The 17,516-nt window shown below is 46.9% G+C and carries 14 protein-coding genes; 4 read left to right on the forward strand and 10 right to left on the reverse strand.

Annotation, left to right across the window (positions count from 1 at the left end; translation table 11 throughout):
• Positions 1-122: 122 nt before the first annotated feature.
• The 6 genes from OSCIL6407_RS30560 to murC form a co-directional block, all read right to left on the reverse strand.
• Complete coding sequence (locus tag OSCIL6407_RS30560; RefSeq protein WP_019487217.1) at positions 123-6,281, reverse strand: PAS domain S-box protein; 6,159 nt, start codon at positions 6,279-6,281, stop codon at positions 123-125.
• A gap of 110 nt (positions 6,282-6,391) precedes the next feature.
• On the reverse strand, positions 6,392-6,613 hold the full coding sequence (locus OSCIL6407_RS0110905; protein ID WP_007353211.1) for a ribbon-helix-helix domain-containing protein: 222 nt from the start codon (positions 6,611-6,613) through the stop codon (positions 6,392-6,394).
• 227 nt (positions 6,614-6,840) lie between these two features.
• Positions 6,841-7,329: a low molecular weight protein-tyrosine-phosphatase gene (locus OSCIL6407_RS0110910; RefSeq protein ID WP_173401172.1), complete on the reverse strand. Its 489-nt coding sequence runs from the start codon at positions 7,327-7,329 to the stop codon at positions 6,841-6,843.
• Positions 7,330-7,612: 283 nt separating this feature from the next.
• Positions 7,613-7,957: a YbaB/EbfC family nucleoid-associated protein gene (locus OSCIL6407_RS0110915; RefSeq protein ID WP_007358058.1), complete on the reverse strand. Its 345-nt coding sequence runs from the start codon at positions 7,955-7,957 to the stop codon at positions 7,613-7,615.
• A gap of 119 nt (positions 7,958-8,076) precedes the next feature.
• Positions 8,077-9,036 (reverse strand): UDP-N-acetylmuramate dehydrogenase, encoded by a 960-nt coding sequence (murB, locus tag OSCIL6407_RS0110920; protein WP_007358059.1) that lies wholly within the window; start codon positions 9,034-9,036, stop codon positions 8,077-8,079.
• A gap of 94 nt (positions 9,037-9,130) precedes the next feature.
• Complete coding sequence (murC, locus tag OSCIL6407_RS0110925; RefSeq protein WP_007358060.1) at positions 9,131-10,750, reverse strand: UDP-N-acetylmuramate--L-alanine ligase; 1,620 nt, start codon at positions 10,748-10,750, stop codon at positions 9,131-9,133.
• 372 nt (positions 10,751-11,122) lie between these two features.
• On the opposite strand from murC, the gene nadD reads away from it, so the two are divergent.
• From nadD to OSCIL6407_RS0110940, 3 genes are all read left to right on the forward strand, one after another.
• Complete coding sequence (gene nadD, locus OSCIL6407_RS0110930; protein WP_007358061.1) at positions 11,123-11,773, forward strand: nicotinate-nucleotide adenylyltransferase; 651 nt, start codon at positions 11,123-11,125, stop codon at positions 11,771-11,773.
• Between the two features lie 155 nt (positions 11,774-11,928).
• On the forward strand, positions 11,929-12,948 hold the full coding sequence (locus OSCIL6407_RS0110935; RefSeq protein ID WP_007358062.1) for a type I glyceraldehyde-3-phosphate dehydrogenase: 1,020 nt from the start codon (positions 11,929-11,931) through the stop codon (positions 12,946-12,948).
• Positions 12,949-13,347: 399 nt separating this feature from the next.
• A complete protein-coding gene (locus OSCIL6407_RS0110940) occupies positions 13,348-13,797 on the forward strand; it encodes a hypothetical protein (RefSeq protein WP_007358063.1) in 450 nt (149 codons plus the stop codon).
• 410 nt (positions 13,798-14,207) lie between these two features.
• On the opposite strand, the gene OSCIL6407_RS0110945 is transcribed toward OSCIL6407_RS0110940, so the two are convergent.
• Positions 14,208-15,095 (reverse strand): S-methyl-5'-thioadenosine phosphorylase, encoded by an 888-nt coding sequence (locus OSCIL6407_RS0110945; protein WP_007358064.1) that lies wholly within the window; start codon positions 15,093-15,095, stop codon positions 14,208-14,210.
• Between the two features lie 215 nt (positions 15,096-15,310).
• Between OSCIL6407_RS0110945 and OSCIL6407_RS0110950 the strand changes: the two genes are divergently transcribed.
• Positions 15,311-15,517: a hypothetical protein gene (locus OSCIL6407_RS0110950; protein ID WP_007358065.1), complete on the forward strand. Its 207-nt coding sequence runs from the start codon at positions 15,311-15,313 to the stop codon at positions 15,515-15,517.
• A gap of 48 nt (positions 15,518-15,565) precedes the next feature.
• Here the strand turns inward: OSCIL6407_RS0110950 and OSCIL6407_RS0110955 are convergent, their stop codons facing one another.
• Genes OSCIL6407_RS0110955 through OSCIL6407_RS0110965 form a run of 3 tightly spaced genes read right to left on the reverse strand, consistent with a single transcriptional unit; the run spans position 15,566 to position 17,406 of the window.
• Entirely contained in the window at positions 15,566-16,411 is an 846-nt protein-coding gene (locus OSCIL6407_RS0110955; RefSeq protein ID WP_007358066.1) for a Tab2/Atab2 family RNA-binding protein, read from the reverse strand.
• 27 nt (positions 16,412-16,438) lie between these two features.
• Positions 16,439-17,137 (reverse strand): energy-coupling factor ABC transporter ATP-binding protein, encoded by a 699-nt coding sequence (locus OSCIL6407_RS0110960; RefSeq protein ID WP_007358067.1) that lies wholly within the window; start codon positions 17,135-17,137, stop codon positions 16,439-16,441.
• Positions 17,134-17,406 carry a hypothetical protein gene (locus tag OSCIL6407_RS0110965; RefSeq protein WP_007358068.1) on the reverse strand — a complete coding sequence of 91 codons (273 nt, stop codon included), beginning with the start codon at positions 17,404-17,406 and terminating at the stop codon, positions 17,134-17,136. Before OSCIL6407_RS0110965 ends, OSCIL6407_RS0110960 begins: the two co-directional genes overlap by 4 nt.
• Between the last annotated feature and the right edge of the window lie 110 nt (positions 17,407-17,516).

Consider the following 17,516-nt stretch of genomic DNA (forward strand, 5'->3'; position numbering starts at 1 on the left):
TTTCGTTAGTGAAGACACTCGCTCAGGGCTAAAACCATTAACTCTCTTCCCCTCTTTCCGTCCTTCGCCTCTTCCCCTTCTTCCCTTCTTTCCCTAGCCCTGAGCATCGTAGCCCCTAGCCCCTAGCGGTTGCTATAGTTAACAACCAAATTAGCTAAGGCTACTAGCAATTGCTTGGGTTCAATTGGTTTGGCGATGTGAGCATCAAAGCCTGCTTCCAAAGCTTGCGCTCGGTCTTGTTCCCTAGCATAGGCAGTTAGAGCTAAAGCAGGCAAATGTTCTCCCTGGAAAGCTTCTGAAGCTCTCACCTTGCGGATTAGTGAGTAGCCATCCTCAAGAGGTATCCCAATGTCGCTGACTAAAATATCTGGCTGCCAATGCTCCAAAGCTGCGATCGCTTCTTCCACTGAAGCCACCGCGATCGCAGTTGCTTCATACTCTTCTAGCAAAGCGACCAAAAACTCGCGAGTGTCTGACTCATCTTCGACTACCAAAACTTGGAGACCCGAAAGTTCGTTAGGGGGTGGAGCTTCGATACTAGGTAGAGATGGGACTGTTGGCGAAATTCCCAATCCGCGACTGTCAATACTCTGTTTGAGGGGCAGCCTGACTATAAAAGTCGAACCTTTGCCTTCTCCCTCACTATGAGCGTTAATGGTACCACCGTGCAGTTCCACTAAGTGGCGAGCGATCGCTAATCCTAATCCTAATCCGCCATAAGTCCTAGTTACAGAGCCATCTGCTTGTCGGAAGCGTTCAAAAACATAAGGCAAAAACTCAGCAGCAATACCTTTTCCAGTATCACGCACGGTGATTTCCACGTAGGAGTTTGATTCGGGACGAGGGGAGTGGGGAGCGGGGGGGCTGGGGGGCTGGGGAGCGGGGGGGCTGGGGAGCGAGGGAGATGGGGAGGATGGGGAGGATGGGGAGGATAGGGAAGATTTAACTTCCGCATCTCCCTCATCTCCCGCATCTCTCCCATCTCCTCTGCTCCCTATCTCCTCTGCTCCCCATCTCCTCTGCTCCCCATTTCCCCAGTCCCCAGTCCCCAACCACACTTCTACTTCTACTTGCCCGCCAGTGGGAGTAAACTTGATGGCATTGGAAATTAAATTCCAGACCACTTGCTGAAAGCGCTCTGCATCTCCCCAAACCAATCCCACTGCGGGGTCAATGAAGGTATCTATCTCTATTGACTTAGCTCCTGCCATTAAGCTTACAGAATTCATCGCGACTTCGAGGGTCTCTACGAGGTCGAACCAGCGGACGTTCAAGCACAGTTTCCCTTGAATAATCCGCGAAACGTCTAAAAGGTCTTCAATAAGCTGCTTTTGCAATCTGGCTTGACGCTCTATAGTTTCGAGAGCGCGAGCAGTTGTGGCTTCATTAAAGTTACGGCTACGGAGCAACTGCGCCCATCCTAAGATGGCATTCAGAGGCGTGCGGAGTTCGTGGGAAAGAGTTGCTAAAAACTCGTCTTTCATGCGATTTGCGGATTCCGCTTCGGCCCTGGCTTTGCGTTCGCGATCGAGTAACTGGGCTCGTTCTAACTCCGCTCGCTTGCGATCGCCGATATCTGCCACAATCGACATACAGTTAATATTGCCCTTAGCGTCGCGCACTGATGTTGCCCACAAGCCGATCTCGACTGGCGACCCATCTTTTTTTTGGCGGCGGGTTTCTAAACCCGTGAGGGCAAATCCGTCCCTAATTGCTTTCAAGTTGGCTTGGAATTCTTCTTGCTTGTCAGGGGGGATACAAGGAAGGAAATAACCTTTGGCTTCCTGTTCGCTCCAACCGAAAATCTTCTCTGAGGCTGGATTCCACATTTTTACTGAGCCGTCTTCGGCGCTAAAAACTGTAATCCCCAGAGGACAAGCTTGAATCAAGGCTTCAAGGGTTTGGTTAGTTTCCATCAGCGCTTCTTCAGTGCGTTTGCGATCGCTGATGTCCAAATTTACACCGATCGTCCGCAGGGGTAAACCTTGCTCGTCGTTGAAGGTTGTAGCTCTCAGGGCAATCCAGCGTATGCTGTTGTCGGGGCGGCAGATGCGGAATTCAATATCTAATTCTCCACCTGAATTTGTGACTTTGGCAATCTCCTGTTTTGTCTTGGCGATGTCGTCGGGATGCAGCAGTTGCGTCCAGTTTTCGTATTTACCTCCGAAACTCCCTGGTTCTAACCCGTAAAGCGCTTCTAACTCTTGCGTCCAGGTAATTTCACCAGTTTGGAGATTCCACTCAAAAGTGCCGATTTTCCCAGCCTGCTGAGCCAGTTGCAGCCGCTGTTGATTATTTTTCAGTTCCGCTTCGACACGCTTGATCTCAGTCATGTCAATGTAGAATGCGATCGCGGTTTCTTGCTCGGTAAAAGGTTCCGCCAGCATTGCACCACCAATGAGGATGGGGACGCGGCTACCGTCTTTGTGGATGTAATCTTTTTCTATAGGTGTTGCTACACCGTTGGCTCGGAGTTCTGCGATCGCGATCTGGTCGAGATAGGCTTGTTCTGGTGGCGTTAGCCGATCCCAACGTATTTGACCTGAGAGCATTTCTTCGCGAGTATAGCCAATCATCTTTAAAAGCGCTTCATTGGCATAACTAATCTGACCGTGAAAATCGCCGATCGCTACGCCGAAGACGTTAATCTCAAATAGTCTGCGGAAGATCGCCTCGCTTTCTTTGAGTGCCCGTTCTGCTTTTTTGCGTTCGGTGATTTCCTGCGTGACTATACTTACGCCCAAAAGCACCCCCTCGCTGTCATACACGGGGTGATAACTAACTAGCCAATCTCGGATAATTCCTGGCTGCTGCAAGGTTTCAGCTTGGATTTCCAGGTCGAGAATGGGTATGCTAGTAGCGATGACTTGGTGGTAAAGGGGCTCTAGTAAATCCGCAAGTTCTGGGATTACTTCTCTAACAGTCCGTCCCAAGTGTTGCGCGATCGCTCTACCATTGACAGCAGCTAAATACTCATTGATCCGCACAAAGCGCAAGTTTGTATCTACAAAGCACAGCCCGACTGGAGTCGTGTTATAAAGATGGTCGAGTTCTGCTAACTGGCGCTGGACTCTAGCTTCGCTTTCCCGCAGGGCTTGTTCTGTGCGCTTGCGTTTGGTGATGTCCTGAAAGTATACGGCGAGGCCATCACTCCAGGGATAAGCTCGCGCCTCGAACCACTGCCCGGAGCCGTTTGGGGCTAAGGCTTCTACCTGGATGGGGATTTGTTGAAACATCGCTCTATGGTACTGCTCGTAGAATGGAGAGCTTGCTGCTTCAGGAAATTTCTCCCAGATACAAGCGCCGAGCAATTCTGCTTTCGGCAATCCCGTCATGTTTAAAAAGCGGGTGTTAACGTAAGTGAATTGCCATTCTTTGTTAACAGTAAAGAAAGCATCAGTGATGCTTTCGAGGATGTTGGCAATTTTCTTGTTTGCTTGGCGCTCGGCTGCTTCTGCTTGTTTGCGATCGCTGATATCTAAAACAAAGAATGTTCCTCGATCCTTGCACCCCTCGATCAAACCTCCCCCAGCTAAAATCGGGATGCGGCTGCCGTCTTTGCGGATGTATTCTTTTTCGTAGGGCGTGCAACTACCGTTTGCTTGGACTTGAGCGATCGCTTCTGCATCCAGAGACCAGTATTCGGGTGGCGTGATATCTTTCCAGCTCAGAGCAAGTAAACGTAATTCTTCCCTTGTATAACCCAGAATTTCTAGCAGAGCATCGTTAGCATCAATGATTTTGCACTCTTGCTCCCAGAAACCGACTCCGATCGTATTAGACTCAACTACGCTGCGAAACCGCGCTTCGCTTTCTCGCAATGCTGCTTCTGTTCGCTTGGCTTCTGTAATTTCTGTCAGAATTACACCAACTCCCAACGTCTCCCCACCTTTAGCTTTTACGGGGTAGTAATTGCCCAGCCAATACCCGAAATCTCCCGGTATTTTGCTACATTCTCCGGTAATTTCAACGTTGAGCACAGACTCTCCACTGTCTAATACCTGCTGTATCGTATCTCCAAATCGGGCGGCACATTTAGGCAAGATTTCGTGAAATTTTTTACCCAAGTGTTCGCCTGCGGGAAAACAGTTGAGTTTTGCGAGTACCTCATTGATGCGGAGGAATCGCATTTCTCTGTCTAGAAAGCAGATTCCCAAAGGAGCAGCTTCTAGGAGTGCGTCAATTGAAGCAAAGGATTCGGCGGCTTGAGCTTGAGCTAACTGTGCTTTTCGGTAAAGTTGGGCGTTATCTACGGCGAGTGCGACGCGATCGGCAAGGTCTTCTAGCAATCTCAGGTCTTCCGAATTATATCTGCGACCGGTCTTGGTGGTGACGAAGGTAATCGCGCCTAGTACCCGTCCCCTCGCGATCAGGGGTACGCACAGGTGAGAGCCAAGTTGGAGCGATCGCAACATTTCTAGGTGCGTGCTATCCTGTGCCGCTGCCACTAAAATATCATCAGTAATTTCTGGAATCAGTTCTGGTTGTCCCGTCCGCATCACCAATCGATAGCCGTGAAGTGTATAAGTCTCGCCAGCCGCAGGCATTGCTGGAGTCGGGTAGCGCTGCTCTAACTGTTTGGATAAATCCACTTTTGAGGAATCGATGTGGATAGTCGCTAGCCGTCGCACTCTCCCATCTTCTTCCGCGATGTCAATATAGCAGCCGTCAGCAAGGGTAGGAACTGCCAATTCTCCTACATTTTTGAGGGTGGTTTCCCAATCGAGGGACGAAGAGAGGACTGCACTCGCAGTTGCCATAACTGCTGCTTGCTGTTCTGATGCTTCCGCTTTTGCCCTAGCAGCTTGTTCTGCAATTAATTGAATCCGCTGAGCTTCTGCTTCTCTAAGTTCGGTAATATCGCGAGCTACTACTAAAGCTGATTGTATTGAACTGTCGCTGTCAAATTCTGGAACTATCCGCGACTGATAGGTTCGCATTCCTTCAACAGTAGGAGCTTGGTATTCTATTGCTTGCTCTCTACCTAATGCAAAAACTTTGTCTAGCGTTTCGCCCCAGAGTTGGCATAAATCTGGTGGCGTACCCAATTCTCTGCTAGTTTTGCCAATGAATGCTGCTGCGGGCATTCCCATGTTCTTTTCTACGGCAGGATTTACATAAATGTACCGCTGTTCTCTATCAACTCGAAGGATGACATCGGGAGTGTTTTCTACGACTGCTTTAAATTCCTGCTTGCTGCGGTATAAAGCTTGTTGAGCTTCGACGCGGTAGGTGATATCTTCTAAGGTGCCGACATGACCGATAATTTTGCCCAGGTCTGAGAACATGGGAGCGGAACAAATGCGAACCCAGCGCAGGCCTCTCTCAGCGGTTAAAAAGCGAAATTCGTTTTTGTATTCGCGGGGGGATTGGGTGTAGGATGACCACTCTGCAAATACGCGATCGCGATCTTCTGGGTGCAGGAATTTCGCCCAACCAAACCCTAAACTTTCCTCAAAATTAAAACCACAAATTGCTTGACAGCGAGGATTTGTATAAGTACATCTACCTTGGATGTCGGTCATGAAAATGCCCGCCGGTGAAGACGCGCTTAAGCAGCGAAATCTTTCTTCACTTTGCCGCAGTGCTGCTTCTATTTTCTCTCTTTCTGCCACTTCTGCTTGCAGCGCTGCGTTAGTTTTACTCAATTCTGCTGTGCGTTCTCGGACGCGGTTCTCCAACTGGAGATAAGATAAAGATAGTGCTTGTTCTGCTGCTTTACGTTCGGTAATGTCTAGACCAGTTCCTATTACATAATCAACTTTACCTTCTTTGTCTAAAATGACTGTATTCGACCAAACAATTAGGCGGCTAGAACCATTTTTTGTCAGCCAATAATTTTCATTTTGGTTAGGGAATACGCCGGAGACTAGGTTCTCAAAAACTGCTTTTATTGAATCTATTTCTTCAGGTACGATCAGCAAATCCCAAATATATTTACCATTGGCTTCATCAAAGGAATAGCCAGTTATTTTCTCGCACGCTTGGTTAAAACTAACTATGCGTCCTTCTCGATCTAATACTACGATCAAACTACTAACTGTACTGATGATTTTCGAGATAAAATTTCGCTCTCGATCGAGTTCTTCTTGATTTTGCTTTAGTCCTGACTTTCTACCCTTAAACCAAGCGCTAACTATTAAGGCAGGAACAAATAATACAGCAGGGCTTTCCTTGAAAGTGGGCGACAACAAAATTGCTATAAGTATTGCAGTGCCTAGAGCCAAAGCCGTAATGCTGTAGCGTTTAATTGGCGAATATAGCGCTTGAATTATACTCATTGGAGAATGATGAGTGAGGACAGAGATTAAGGCTTAGGAATCCCACTAAATAATTTACCGTGCTTGTATCATTGCTCACTATAGCAGAAATATTCAGCAAAATTCCTGAATTAAATACCGATAATTTCAGTAACTAGAGGCTGATCTTTATCGGCAATTCCTATTCTTTTACCCTGTTGTTTTGCATCCACAACTACTTCCATTAGTGCAATAGCTCTGCGAAATACTTCTGTTTTGGTACCGCCTGTTTTGTGAGCAAGAGTTTCTAATGCTTCGTTGACTTCTGGCGAAACCACAAAATTTAAGCGAACCTTTACTTTGTCTGCGTTCATAAGTATGAATTGCGTAGGAAGAAGGATAAGGATATGTATTTTTTATGTAATGAAAACACAAAATTTTGACCTTGCCATCTATCTTGAGACTGATTTTAGGGGTGAGAAGTTAAGGCTGAGGAGAAGAAGGTACAATTCTCTAATGGCTGCCTAAAATAGGATTCGCAAGCAATCTTAAGCCCACGTAGTTGAGATCTGGTTCGTAAATCCGATTAAAATTGAATTTCTCAACTGTTAAATATTAATTTTTCCTTAGTGACATACTCCAATAGTCCCTCACAGGCATCCCACAATAAATCAATTACTCGATCAAATCCTTCTGGGCCACCATAATAAGGATCGGGAACTTCCCTCAAATCATATTTCTGACAAAACTCGCACATCAGCCGTACTTTGTCGCGATATTTGCCATGAGGATCGAGGGAAAGAATATCCTGGTAATTGTCTTTATCCATTGCCAAAATTAGGTCAAAGTTCTCAAAATCTGACCTTTGAAACTTACGAGCACTACCCCGGAGTTCGAGTTCACGCTTGCTAGCTGCGATCGCCATCCGTCGATCGGGAGGATTACCGACATGATATCCCCCAGTCCCGGCAGAATCACAAATAATTCGATCGGCTAAATCTGCTTGTTTGATTAAGTGATTCATGATATTTTCTCCCGATGGGGATCGGCAGATATTGCCAAGACAAACAAACAGTAATCTGTAAGGCATGGATTAATTAAGAAATTGGTAATTGGTAATTGGTAATTGGTAATCGCTAATCGCTAATCGCTAATCGCTAATTGCTAATCGCTAATTGCTAATCGCTAATTGCTAATCGCTAATTACCCATCTCCCTCATCTCCCCTGCTCCCCTGCTCCCCTGCTCCCCTGCTCCCCCTCTTTCCCTCTTTCCCTAGCCCCTAACCCCTAGCCCCTAGCCCCTTCTTCTATGGGTGGCCCAGATTCGAGTCGGAAAGGGCCACCCCACCTCTCCTAACTAATCGGGAAGGGGTTAGAGTCCAGGGAGATTGAGCCCACCTGTCAGTTCTTCCATCTTCTCCCGCATAGTCATCGTTGACTTATTGTAAGCATCTTGCATCGCCACTGTGACGAGTTCAGAAACCACATCTGCGCCTTCACCAAGGGCATCAGGGGAAATCTCAACGCGGCGGGGTTCTTGGTTGCCACTAACAACAACTTTTACTAAGCCGCCGCCGGCAATTCCCTCAATTTCCATTACATCCAACTCTTCTTGAAGCTTTTTAGCTCCTTCTTGAACCTGCTGAGCTTTCTTGAAAGCTTCAGTCAGTTCTTTCATTTTGCCGAGGCCGAAGCCAAATCCTTGCGATTTTGTCATAAATGCTTTGTGATTGTGTGTGGGCTACTAATCCGCCACTGCTCTATAGAACCTATTTTAGGCAGTTTTAGACAATTTTATTGACTACTTATCTTCCTCCCTTCACCACCGATCGTGCCTTAAAAAGGAAACTCTCCCAGTATTTTAACCTCTGGCTCCAACAATAGCGACCAGCGCTGTTCCACTTGCTCTTGAACATAGCGGATCAGTTGGAAGATGTCGCTTGCGGTTGCCCAGCCGCAGTTGAGAATAAAGTTAGCGTGGCGGACTGCCACTTGGGCCCCGCCAATTTGGTGTCCCTTGAGTCCTGTTTGTTCAATTAACCAGCCTGCTGTTTTCGGGCCGGGGTTGCGGAAGACACTGCCACAACTGGGTAAATGGTAGGGCTGGCTTGTCCGTCGTTGATTGAGATGTTCGGTGGTAGCTGCCATCACCATTGCCTTTTCAAATCCTGGCTGTAACTGGAAGGTGGCTTGGGTGACAAGGCGGTTGCTGCCTTGTAGTGCCGAAGTACGGTAGCGATAGCCGAGTTCTTGAGGGGTGAGAATTTCCACTTTGCCGGTGGGCGAGAGGACGGAAGCATTCACCAGAATCTCAGCGGTAGAACTCCTGTGTGCGCCGGCGTTCATTACCACAGCGCCGCCAACGGTTCCGGGGATGCCAACTGCCCACTCTAACCCTTGCCAGCCGCGCTTAGCGGCCAGCCAGGCGAGGCGGGGAATGGATTCTCCCGAACCGGCGGTGAGTTGTCCTGTTTCCGGGTTGAAATCAACGTGGCGAAGGTGGCGAGTACCGACGACTAATCCGGGTAAGCCGCGATCGCTAACTAGCAAATTCGAGCCAGCGCCCAGGAGAGTGACAGGCACTCCCTCAGAGCTAGCCCACTCGAAACTTGCTTGTAGCTCTTCGAGAGTGCTCGGAGCAATGTACCATTCAGCAGGGCCGCCAACTCGAAAAGAAGTCAGTGGGGCCAAAGAGACTTGAGACTTAATTTGGCAACCAGTTCCCGGTAGGGGAATCGGAGCATACACTCGCCGGTTGTCCTTGGTGGGGGAGTCAGAGGAGAGAGTCACGATCATAACAAATGCTTAAATGCCTCGGATTAAAGACGTTGTTGACAGTTGATTGACCCAACTTGTAAGCGATCGCTCTCAGTAGGCGGCATGAGGTGACTCATGCGGGCAGCTCACTGCGGGGATCGCCCTCTACAACAGACACTCCCAGATTTGGGGCCTCTTGGTAAAAGGCCATCACTTCTGGAATGATTTGATTGAGATTGCCAGCGCCGAGAAATAGAGCCAAATCGCCTGGCCGCAAGATTTCTGTCAAAAACTTGGCGATTGACTGGAGACTCGGTTGGTAATAAACCTGCTGGTGATGTTCCGCAATCAAATCTGCAAGTTTTTCCCCACTGATTTGCCCTGTATTTGGTTCTCCAGCACTATAAATGTCGCTGACAATTACGATGTCGGCATCGCTAAATGATTGGGCAAATTCTGTCAAGAATGTCAGAGTTCGGCTGTAACGGTGTGGTTGGAAGACAGCAACAACCCGTCTGGATTTTGAATTTTTAATTTTAGATTTGGGCTTGGGTTTGCTATTTTCAATCCGTAGGCGGGCTGAAGTTAAGGTAGCCCGAATTTCGCTGGGGTGGTGAGCGTAGTCATCCACGAATAGGATGCCGTTGTGTTCACCTCTAACTTCAAAACGGCGACGTGCCCCTTCAAAGTCGGCGATCGCTTTAGCAATTACAGCAAACTCTAACCCTAATAATCTACCCACTGCCACCGCAGCTAGAGCATTACTAAGATTGTGTTGCCCTAACAGCTTTAACTGCATCTCTCCGAGAGCAGTACCCCGCTCCCAAACGCGAGCGATGGTACAATCTGCCCTATACTCGACGCTATCTACCGTATAGTCAGCGCCCCTGTCAGCTTCTAGGCTATAGCTGACGCTAGGTTTAAGGGAGTTTTTGACTGTATCGCAGTCAATGCACCCCACTAAGATTTGACAGTTCTGGGCAAATACGTTAAAGGTTGCGATTACCTGATCGAGGGTATCGTAGTGGTCGGGATGATCGAGTTCGATATTTGTGACCACCCCGATTTTGGCTGAGAGTTTGACCAGAGAACCATCGGACTCGTCTGCTTCAGCGACTAGGTAGGGCCCGTGCCCCAAGCGTGCGTTCCCTTCCCAAGCATTGACCTCTCCTCCTACCACGATCGTCGGGTCTAAGCCCGCTTTCAGTAGCATGAAGCCGATCATGCTGCTAGTGGTAGTTTTGCCGTGAGTCCCTGCTACGGCGATGCTCTGGTAGTCCAGAATCAGGGCTGCTAAGACATCCGACCGATGAAAAATCGGACAGCCTAAATCAAGGGCGCGTCGATATTCGGAATTCGCCGGGTGAATTGCCGTCGAACAGATCACCTGGGGTAAGTCCAAATGTGATAAGGCGATCGCGCCTTTGCCGTTGCGATTGTCCCCTGACGCGGCGATCGCAGACCCTCCACCTCGACTGATGGTTTCTAAAGTCTTAGGGGCCTCAGACGACTGGCAATCCGCATCATTTCCATCTGCCTTCGCTTGGAATAATTCAAAATTGCTGGCATCTTGTCGCCAAAAAATATGAGCGCCCATTGCTTGCAAACGCTGAGTTATATGACTTGGTTTAATATCCGAGCCATATATAGGCAACTTGCGTTTAGCTAGAATGTAGGCAAGGGCTGACATTCCAATTCCACCAATTCCGATGAAATGAAATGGCCTGCCGGTGAAATCAACAGAACTCGGCATCTTCGCTCCTCACACACCACACCACGCCAATAACACGCGATATCATATCAAGAATTGTTTTCTTAGGATACAGTTCGCTAGAGATTTCCTGCAAAGCCACTCTGCGCGTCCTTTTGCTTTACGGACTTCTAGAATAGTTTGTCTTGTATACTATATGACTTGTTTGCCAGTAAATATCAGGAATCGTCAGAGGTTGCAGATCGCAGACCGGAGAGCGCAGGGTTGGGGTCAAGGGGTTTGCAATCTGGCCTACAGGCAATAGACCTGTACTCGCCTACTCCTGCATTCTCGCACGTTCGAGCGCTAGGAGCTCGGTTATTAGCAGGATGAGGGGTAAAACCCCTCACTGACTTACTAACAGTATCGTCTGGTATGGGAAAAATAGCAATCTTTGGGGGGACTTTCGACCCGGTTCACTGGGGTCATTTATTGATGGCACAGACGGCTGTGAGCCAGTTTGGTCTTGACAAAGTAATCTGGGTTCCCGATCCCAGCCCCCCACACAAATCGCACCGGGTGTCGGTGGATTGCCAAAGGCGGCGGGAAATGGTGAGCGCAGCGATCGCCGATCGCTCAGATTTTGTCCTATCACCTCAACAGGACGATCCCACTGGTAGATCCTACGCAGTTGAAACTTTTTTATACCTCCAGAGCACCGACCCCGACGCTCAGTGGTATTGGATTATTGGCTCAGATGCTTTCCAATCTCTTCCTCAATGGCACCGATGCCTGGAAATCAGCCAATTATGTTATTGGTTAGTGGCCCCACGCCCCTACCAGAGAGAAAACGAGAGCGGGGATCTGCAAACAACTCACTTTCATATCACACAGATTGTTGAGCAAATGGCCACCCTGAGAGTGCCGATCCGGTTTTCAGTGCTGGAAATGCCTGCGATCGGAATATCATCAAGTCTAATTCGCCAATATTGCCTCAAAGGTCGCGACCTCCGCTACTTAGTCCCGGAAACTGTCAGAACTTACATTACAGCCCAAAAGCTGTATCAACCTCTGCCGCAAACCTGACGACCGACCCCAAGTAATTTGTTCAGCAATTTTTGATACAGACAAAACGTTAGAAGGGATCGCCCTTTGCGATATGATCTGGGTCATGGTTAATTATTAAATTTTTCCAAAATTTAAAGCCTAAGCTAGGCGCTGCTGTCGTTAGGAGGTACAAGGTGATTAGAGTCGCGATCAACGGTTTTGGACGCATCGGACGTAATTTTATGCGCTGCTGGCTGGGGCGCGAAAACAGCCAATTGGATCTGGTTGCTATCAATGACACTTCAGATCCAAAAACCAACGCTCACCTGCTCAGATATGACACGATGCTGGGGACGTTGAAGGGTGTAGATATTACTACCGATGAAAACTCTATAACCGTCAATGGCAAGACAGTGAAATGTGTGAGCGATCGCAATCCACTAAACTTGCCTTGGGCTGATTGGGGCATTGATTTGGTAATCGAAGCGACAGGGGTCTTCGTAGACCAAGCTGGCGCGTCGAAGCACATGACGGCGGGTGCTAAGAAGGTACTAATTACCGCTCCTGGCAAAGGCCCTGAAGTTGGGACTTTCGTCATCGGAGTTAACGACCACGCCTACACTCATGATAGTTATACAGTAATCAGCAATGCTAGTTGCACAACTAACTGTCTAGCTCCCGTTGCTAAGGTGTTAAATGACAACTTTGGCATCATTAAGGGCACAATGACTACTACCCACAGTTATACTGGCGACCAACGCTTGTTAGATGCCAGTCACCGAGATTTGCGCCGAGCAAGGGCGGCGGCGATGAATATTGTGCCGACTTCTACAGGTGCGGCTCAAGCTGTGGCTCTGGTAATTCCTGAACTTAAAGGTAAGCTCAATGGCATAGCAATGCGCGTGCCTACCCCTAATGTGTCGGTAGTAGATTTTGTGGTTCAGGTGCAGAAGAAGACTTTTGCTGAGCAGGTAAATGAAGTTCTCAAAGCAGCGGCGGAAGGGCCAATGAAGGGAGTTTTAGAGTACAGTGACTTGCCTTTGGTTTCTTCTGACTATCGCGGACATGATGCTTCTTCGATTGTTGATGCTAGTCTGACTTTGGTTCTGGATGGCGATATGCTTAAAGTAATCGCTTGGTATGACAACGAGTGGGGCTATAGTCAGCGGGTTGTTGACTTGGCTGAGCTTGTTGCCCAGAAGTGGCAATCCTAGAGGTTTTGAACTTTTAACCCCGGACAAACGCAGATGAATGTAGATGGTTTTAGCCATTTTTAGTCATCTGCGTTTATTTTGTTAATTGTTAATTGGTAATGGCTAATGGCTAATGGCTAATGGCTAATGGCTAATTACCCATCTTCCCTATCTTCCCCATCTTCCCCATCTCCCCTTCTTCCCCTCTCTTCCTCTTTCCCTAGTCCCTAGTCCCTAGCCCCTAGCCCCTTCTTTAGTAATTGGTAATTAATAAGATTGCCTACATAATATATGTTAAAATTATTATTTGCATTATATTTTTCAATTTTCTTCTCCTTAATAAGTGTAACAAATCACCAGAAAAAATCCTTTGATAATTTTTTAGTTTTAGCAAAGTTACCAATAGTTATAGCAACTTTCTTGACAATTAAGACTTACATAACGCCTCCCTCTGAGCGGTTAGAATACCGCCTAGAAGGCGGCGTTACGGATGTATGTTCTAATGGTCTTGGCGACGGCTATATCAACATACAAAATCAAGTATTAGGCGAAATAAAAATTAGTAAAAATATTAAATATAGCTTATTGCAAGCTTTCCTAGAAAAATCAATCCAAAATGAAGTCCATCGCACTTTTAGACGACTAAAACCAATTTTTAATACTTGGTTAATTATTCTGCTGATGCTATCTACAAGCGGAGTCGTAGGGGTTTTGCTACTACTGGGAAAATTAGCTAAAGAAATGGAGGTTTACAGCCAAGAACTTGACGGTATTAAGTATGATGCTCTCTCTCAACTTAATTATATCGCTGCTGACGCAGAAAAGGTATTAAGTGAAATCAAAGAAAAGCTGAAAATTGCTAATAAGTAAAAGCTGGTGCTTGATCCTAACGATATATCCCCACCAACGGAAGAGTTAGGAAGAAGGAAGAAGGAAGAAGGATTTACTTAACGATTAACAATCTTATACCAAATCAGGCTTTACTACCCATTTATTGTCATTGCGAGCAAAGCGAAGCAATCGCAGAGACTAGGCGATTGCTTCGCTTTGCTCGCAATGACAGATTATTGCTAATACATAATACAGGACTTACGCACGCTCGGTCAAAAACCCGGTTTCTGCGCCACTATTTCTCGACAAAAGCGATGATTTTGGTCAGAAACCGGGTTTTTTGCCTAAGTCCTAATATAGCAACCGCCAAGATTGTTAGGAGATCGTTCTGAATTACTCAATCCCTTACTTTTCTCCTATTTTCCTTCTCTTCCCCTAGCCCATAGTTTCTAACCGGCTTGGCGGTTGCTATACTTCTGCAATAGCAAATCCAACTTATCTTTAGTTGCCTGGGGAACTTTATCTAGCGGAGTTAAAATCGCATACTTTAATGCTGAATGTGCCTCAGAATGGGGAGGATTTTTACTTAAACGTCGTACTGTTTCTTGAATAGCTTTTTGGGCATTAACCGCATTTTTATGCAAATTTGCGATTACCATTTCTACAGTTACGCTATCGTGATCTGAATGCCAACAATCATAATCGGTAACTAAGGCTAAAGTTGCATAAGCAATTTCAGCTTCTCTCGCCAACTTTGCCTCTGTTAAATTCGTCATCCCAATTACCGTTGCACCCCAACTACGATACAAATGGGACTCAGCTTTTGTGGAGAAAGCTGGCCCTTCCATGCAGATATAAGTACCGCCTCGGTGGAGAGTGACATCGGGAAGATTCAGAGATGCGATCGCATCTCCCAATATTTTCGCCAACTCGCCGCAAACCGGATCGCCGAAAGTAATGTGAGCAACAATTCCCTCACCAAAAAATGTAGAAATTCGCTCCTTTGTCCGGTCAATAAACTGATCGGGTACAACCATATCTAAGGGTTTTGCCTCTTCCTTCAAAGAACCAACGGCCGAAGCTGAGATTAAATACTCAACCCCCAAACTTTTCATGGCATAAATATTAGCTCGGAATGGCAATTCTGAAGGCAAAAGAGTATGGTTCCGGCCGTGTCTGGCTAGAAATGCTACTCGCGTTCCCTCTAGCGTTCCCAGAATTAGAGCATCTGAAGGCGATCCAAAAGGTGTATTAATTTGCACCTCCTCGACATCCTTAAGAGCGTCCATTTTGTACAGTCCGCTGCCACCAATAATCCCAATTTTTGCTTGAGCCATAATTCCTACCAGATGCCTTGGTTTTACTCAGGTATTGTACTGAAAGTGTGAACTTTAAGTAAAGTTTGGTATATTGTCAATGATAATTGTCACTTAAGCTAGGGCAAATTGTCACGATCTTTTCTGCTGCCTATCACGCTTTAGCTTCACAAAATCTTTAAAAATGAAGCTACTGAGTTCTGTTGTATACTTTTGTTCTGTCTTGGTGTTGATAAATGATGCCCACTAATGCCAGCCCCCCCAAAGTTTCAGTGGAAGACATCGTTGAGCGAATCTTTGCCTTCCGCCAAATTACGTCGATCGACCAAAAACTATTGCGATCGGCACTACTTTCGACGCAATCGCTCAGCGAGAGCGATCAGGTGCAACTAAACCGAGTGTTTGAAGGTCTACGGAATGGAATCATTTTAGTTGTGGAATAAAAATAAAGCGTGGGATTATTCTTACCCTGACAGAGCAATGAAAAATAATCAAGATCGAGGATTAAAATTTAATAGCCAAAATCCAGTATAAGTCATACCTGAATCATCAGGTTGAACTAGCAAAAAATGCAATCCGTGACTTAATTGCTGGCGCTGTTGGTAAATTTCCCCCGCCGCCTTTACATCAGGATCTTCAAAAGTAGCAACAATCCACCTGTCAACTAATCCTGCTTCCAAAATTAAGCCATCGGGACTACCGGGAATATAATTTAAAGCAACTGGTTTAGCTGCTTGTAGCCATCTCGCTAATCGCATTGATTGGCGACCTCCATCAATTATAACCCCAGGTACAGATACCGTTGAAGCTAATGCTAAATTTAGCGGTAATAGTAATTCTGGCATCTCTAAAATTGGTATAGGACGGCTTTTAAAAGCATCTTCAATATCGCCAGCGGGTAGTGCTGCAAAACGCCAGCGATCGCCCCATAAATTCTCCGGTAAAGGTACGGGCGGCGGTGACTCTAACATTAACGGATGGTAAGCTTCACCCGTATAGTTAGCCATTTTTTGATATTGTTTCGCCCGTTCTTCTAATAGTCGTTTTAGAGCAAAAGTGCGCCGAGTCGCTTCTACCTCGACATCCAAAACTTGCGCCGCTGCCTCAATTAAACCCAAAGATTGGGGTCTAAATACTTGTATCAAATCTGGTAAATTTTTCCCCTGACTTACCTGTTGTAATTGTTCGGTAAGCCAGCCAGAATTAGCTTGAGATTGAGGGCAAAAAGTGCTAAAAGTAAAATTGCGGTCTAAGTCGCAGATCGATAACTCCCATAACTTTTCTCCAGCATCATCCTTGAGAGGGCGGCGATAAAAATCAACTTGCCAAATAACCATAGTCATATTCTGCCCAAACTTCAGCCGCTAAACCTCTTGAATTTGCATCAATCGCTGCTTCAATCTTACAGGATCGCCTCGATCTACAACCTCACCTTTCTCTAACAAAAAAGCCCCATCACAATAATTCAATTCATCCAAACGGTGCGTGACCCACAAAGCAGTCAATCCTCGATTTTTGATCAAACGCTGAACTTGAGCGACTAAATCTAACTGAGAATCAGGATCGAGCAAAGCTGTAGGTTCATCTAATAGTAAAACCTCGCAATGACGAGCGATCGCACCAGCGATCGCTATGCGCTGTTTTTGTCCCCCGCTGAGAGCATAAATCGGCCGCCGCTGCAAATCCAGCAAATTTACAGCAGCTAACGCCTCCTCTACTCTCTCTCGCACCTGAGCGATCGACAGCTTTTCCTCCACCAGGCCAAAAGCCACATCCGCCCCCACCGTCGGCATTACCAACTGGTGGTCAGGGTTTTGGAAGACAAAACCCAGCCGTCCCTGAATGTCAATTTCCCCCGACTGGGGGGATAATAGTTCCGCCAGCAACCTCAAAAGCGTTGACTTGCCGCTGCCATTTGTACCCAAGAGCATCCAGAATTCGCCCTTGGGAACCTTTAGAGAGCAATTTTGCAAAACGCGATCGCCCTTGGGCCAGCTAAAGCATAAATCGCGCACGGTAATCGCCGGAGCTACCATCTCTAAATCTGTACCCGAAACGCTCATTCTGCTGCAGTCAGGGTAACAAAACCAGGCGATCTCCCAGTTGCCGATGCACCAGATTTTTGAGATACCACCACAGCCGAAATCTCACTGCTAAGCACAGCAACTTTTTTCTCAGGATTTTTCTCGCAGGTAAGTTCGAGCACCTGGGGTTGAGTAGCGCGAATTGCCTCTAGAACCTGCTGATAAACAGCATCAGCATCATCCGCTGACTTCCTTTGCACCGACAGCGAGACAGACGTAGACTTGACAATGATATCGATAGTGAACATTCGGTTTAAAAAATTTAACTGGAGATCCTAACCTTAAGTATAGGTCTTTATAGGTCTTTATAGGTCTTTCTCGCCCTACAGATGGTGCTTCAAGTTGGGGTAAAAAAATA

Source organism: Kamptonema formosum PCC 6407 (assembly GCF_000332155.1).
Lineage (GTDB): Bacteria > Cyanobacteriota > Cyanobacteriia > Cyanobacteriales > Microcoleaceae > Kamptonema > Kamptonema formosum.

Excerpts from the sequence above, each read along its gene's own strand:
- OSCIL6407_RS30560 (WP_019487217.1), bottom strand. The coding sequence starts at position 6,281 with ATGAGTATAATTCAAGCGCTATATTCGCCAATTAAACGCTACAGCATT.
- OSCIL6407_RS0110905 (WP_007353211.1), bottom strand. The coding sequence starts at position 6,613 with ATGAACGCAGACAAAGTAAAGGTTCGCTTAAATTTTGTGGTTTCGCCA.
- OSCIL6407_RS0110910 (WP_173401172.1), bottom strand. The coding sequence starts at position 7,329 with ATGCCTTACAGATTACTGTTTGTTTGTCTTGGCAATATCTGCCGATCC.
- OSCIL6407_RS0110915 (WP_007358058.1), bottom strand. The coding sequence starts at position 7,957 with ATGACAAAATCGCAAGGATTTGGCTTCGGCCTCGGCAAAATGAAAGAA.
- murB (WP_007358059.1), bottom strand. The coding sequence starts at position 9,036 with ATGATCGTGACTCTCTCCTCTGACTCCCCCACCAAGGACAACCGGCGA.
- murC (WP_007358060.1), bottom strand. The coding sequence starts at position 10,750 with ATGCCGAGTTCTGTTGATTTCACCGGCAGGCCATTTCATTTCATCGGA.
- nadD (WP_007358061.1), top strand. The coding sequence starts at position 11,123 with ATGGGAAAAATAGCAATCTTTGGGGGGACTTTCGACCCGGTTCACTGG.
- OSCIL6407_RS0110945 (WP_007358064.1), bottom strand. The coding sequence starts at position 15,095 with ATGGCTCAAGCAAAAATTGGGATTATTGGTGGCAGCGGACTGTACAAA.
- OSCIL6407_RS0110950 (WP_007358065.1), top strand. The coding sequence starts at position 15,311 with ATGATGCCCACTAATGCCAGCCCCCCCAAAGTTTCAGTGGAAGACATC.
- OSCIL6407_RS0110955 (WP_007358066.1), bottom strand. The coding sequence starts at position 16,411 with ATGGTTATTTGGCAAGTTGATTTTTATCGCCGCCCTCTCAAGGATGAT.
- OSCIL6407_RS0110960 (WP_007358067.1), bottom strand. The coding sequence starts at position 17,137 with ATGAGCGTTTCGGGTACAGATTTAGAGATGGTAGCTCCGGCGATTACC.
- OSCIL6407_RS0110965 (WP_007358068.1), bottom strand. The coding sequence starts at position 17,406 with ATGTTCACTATCGATATCATTGTCAAGTCTACGTCTGTCTCGCTGTCG.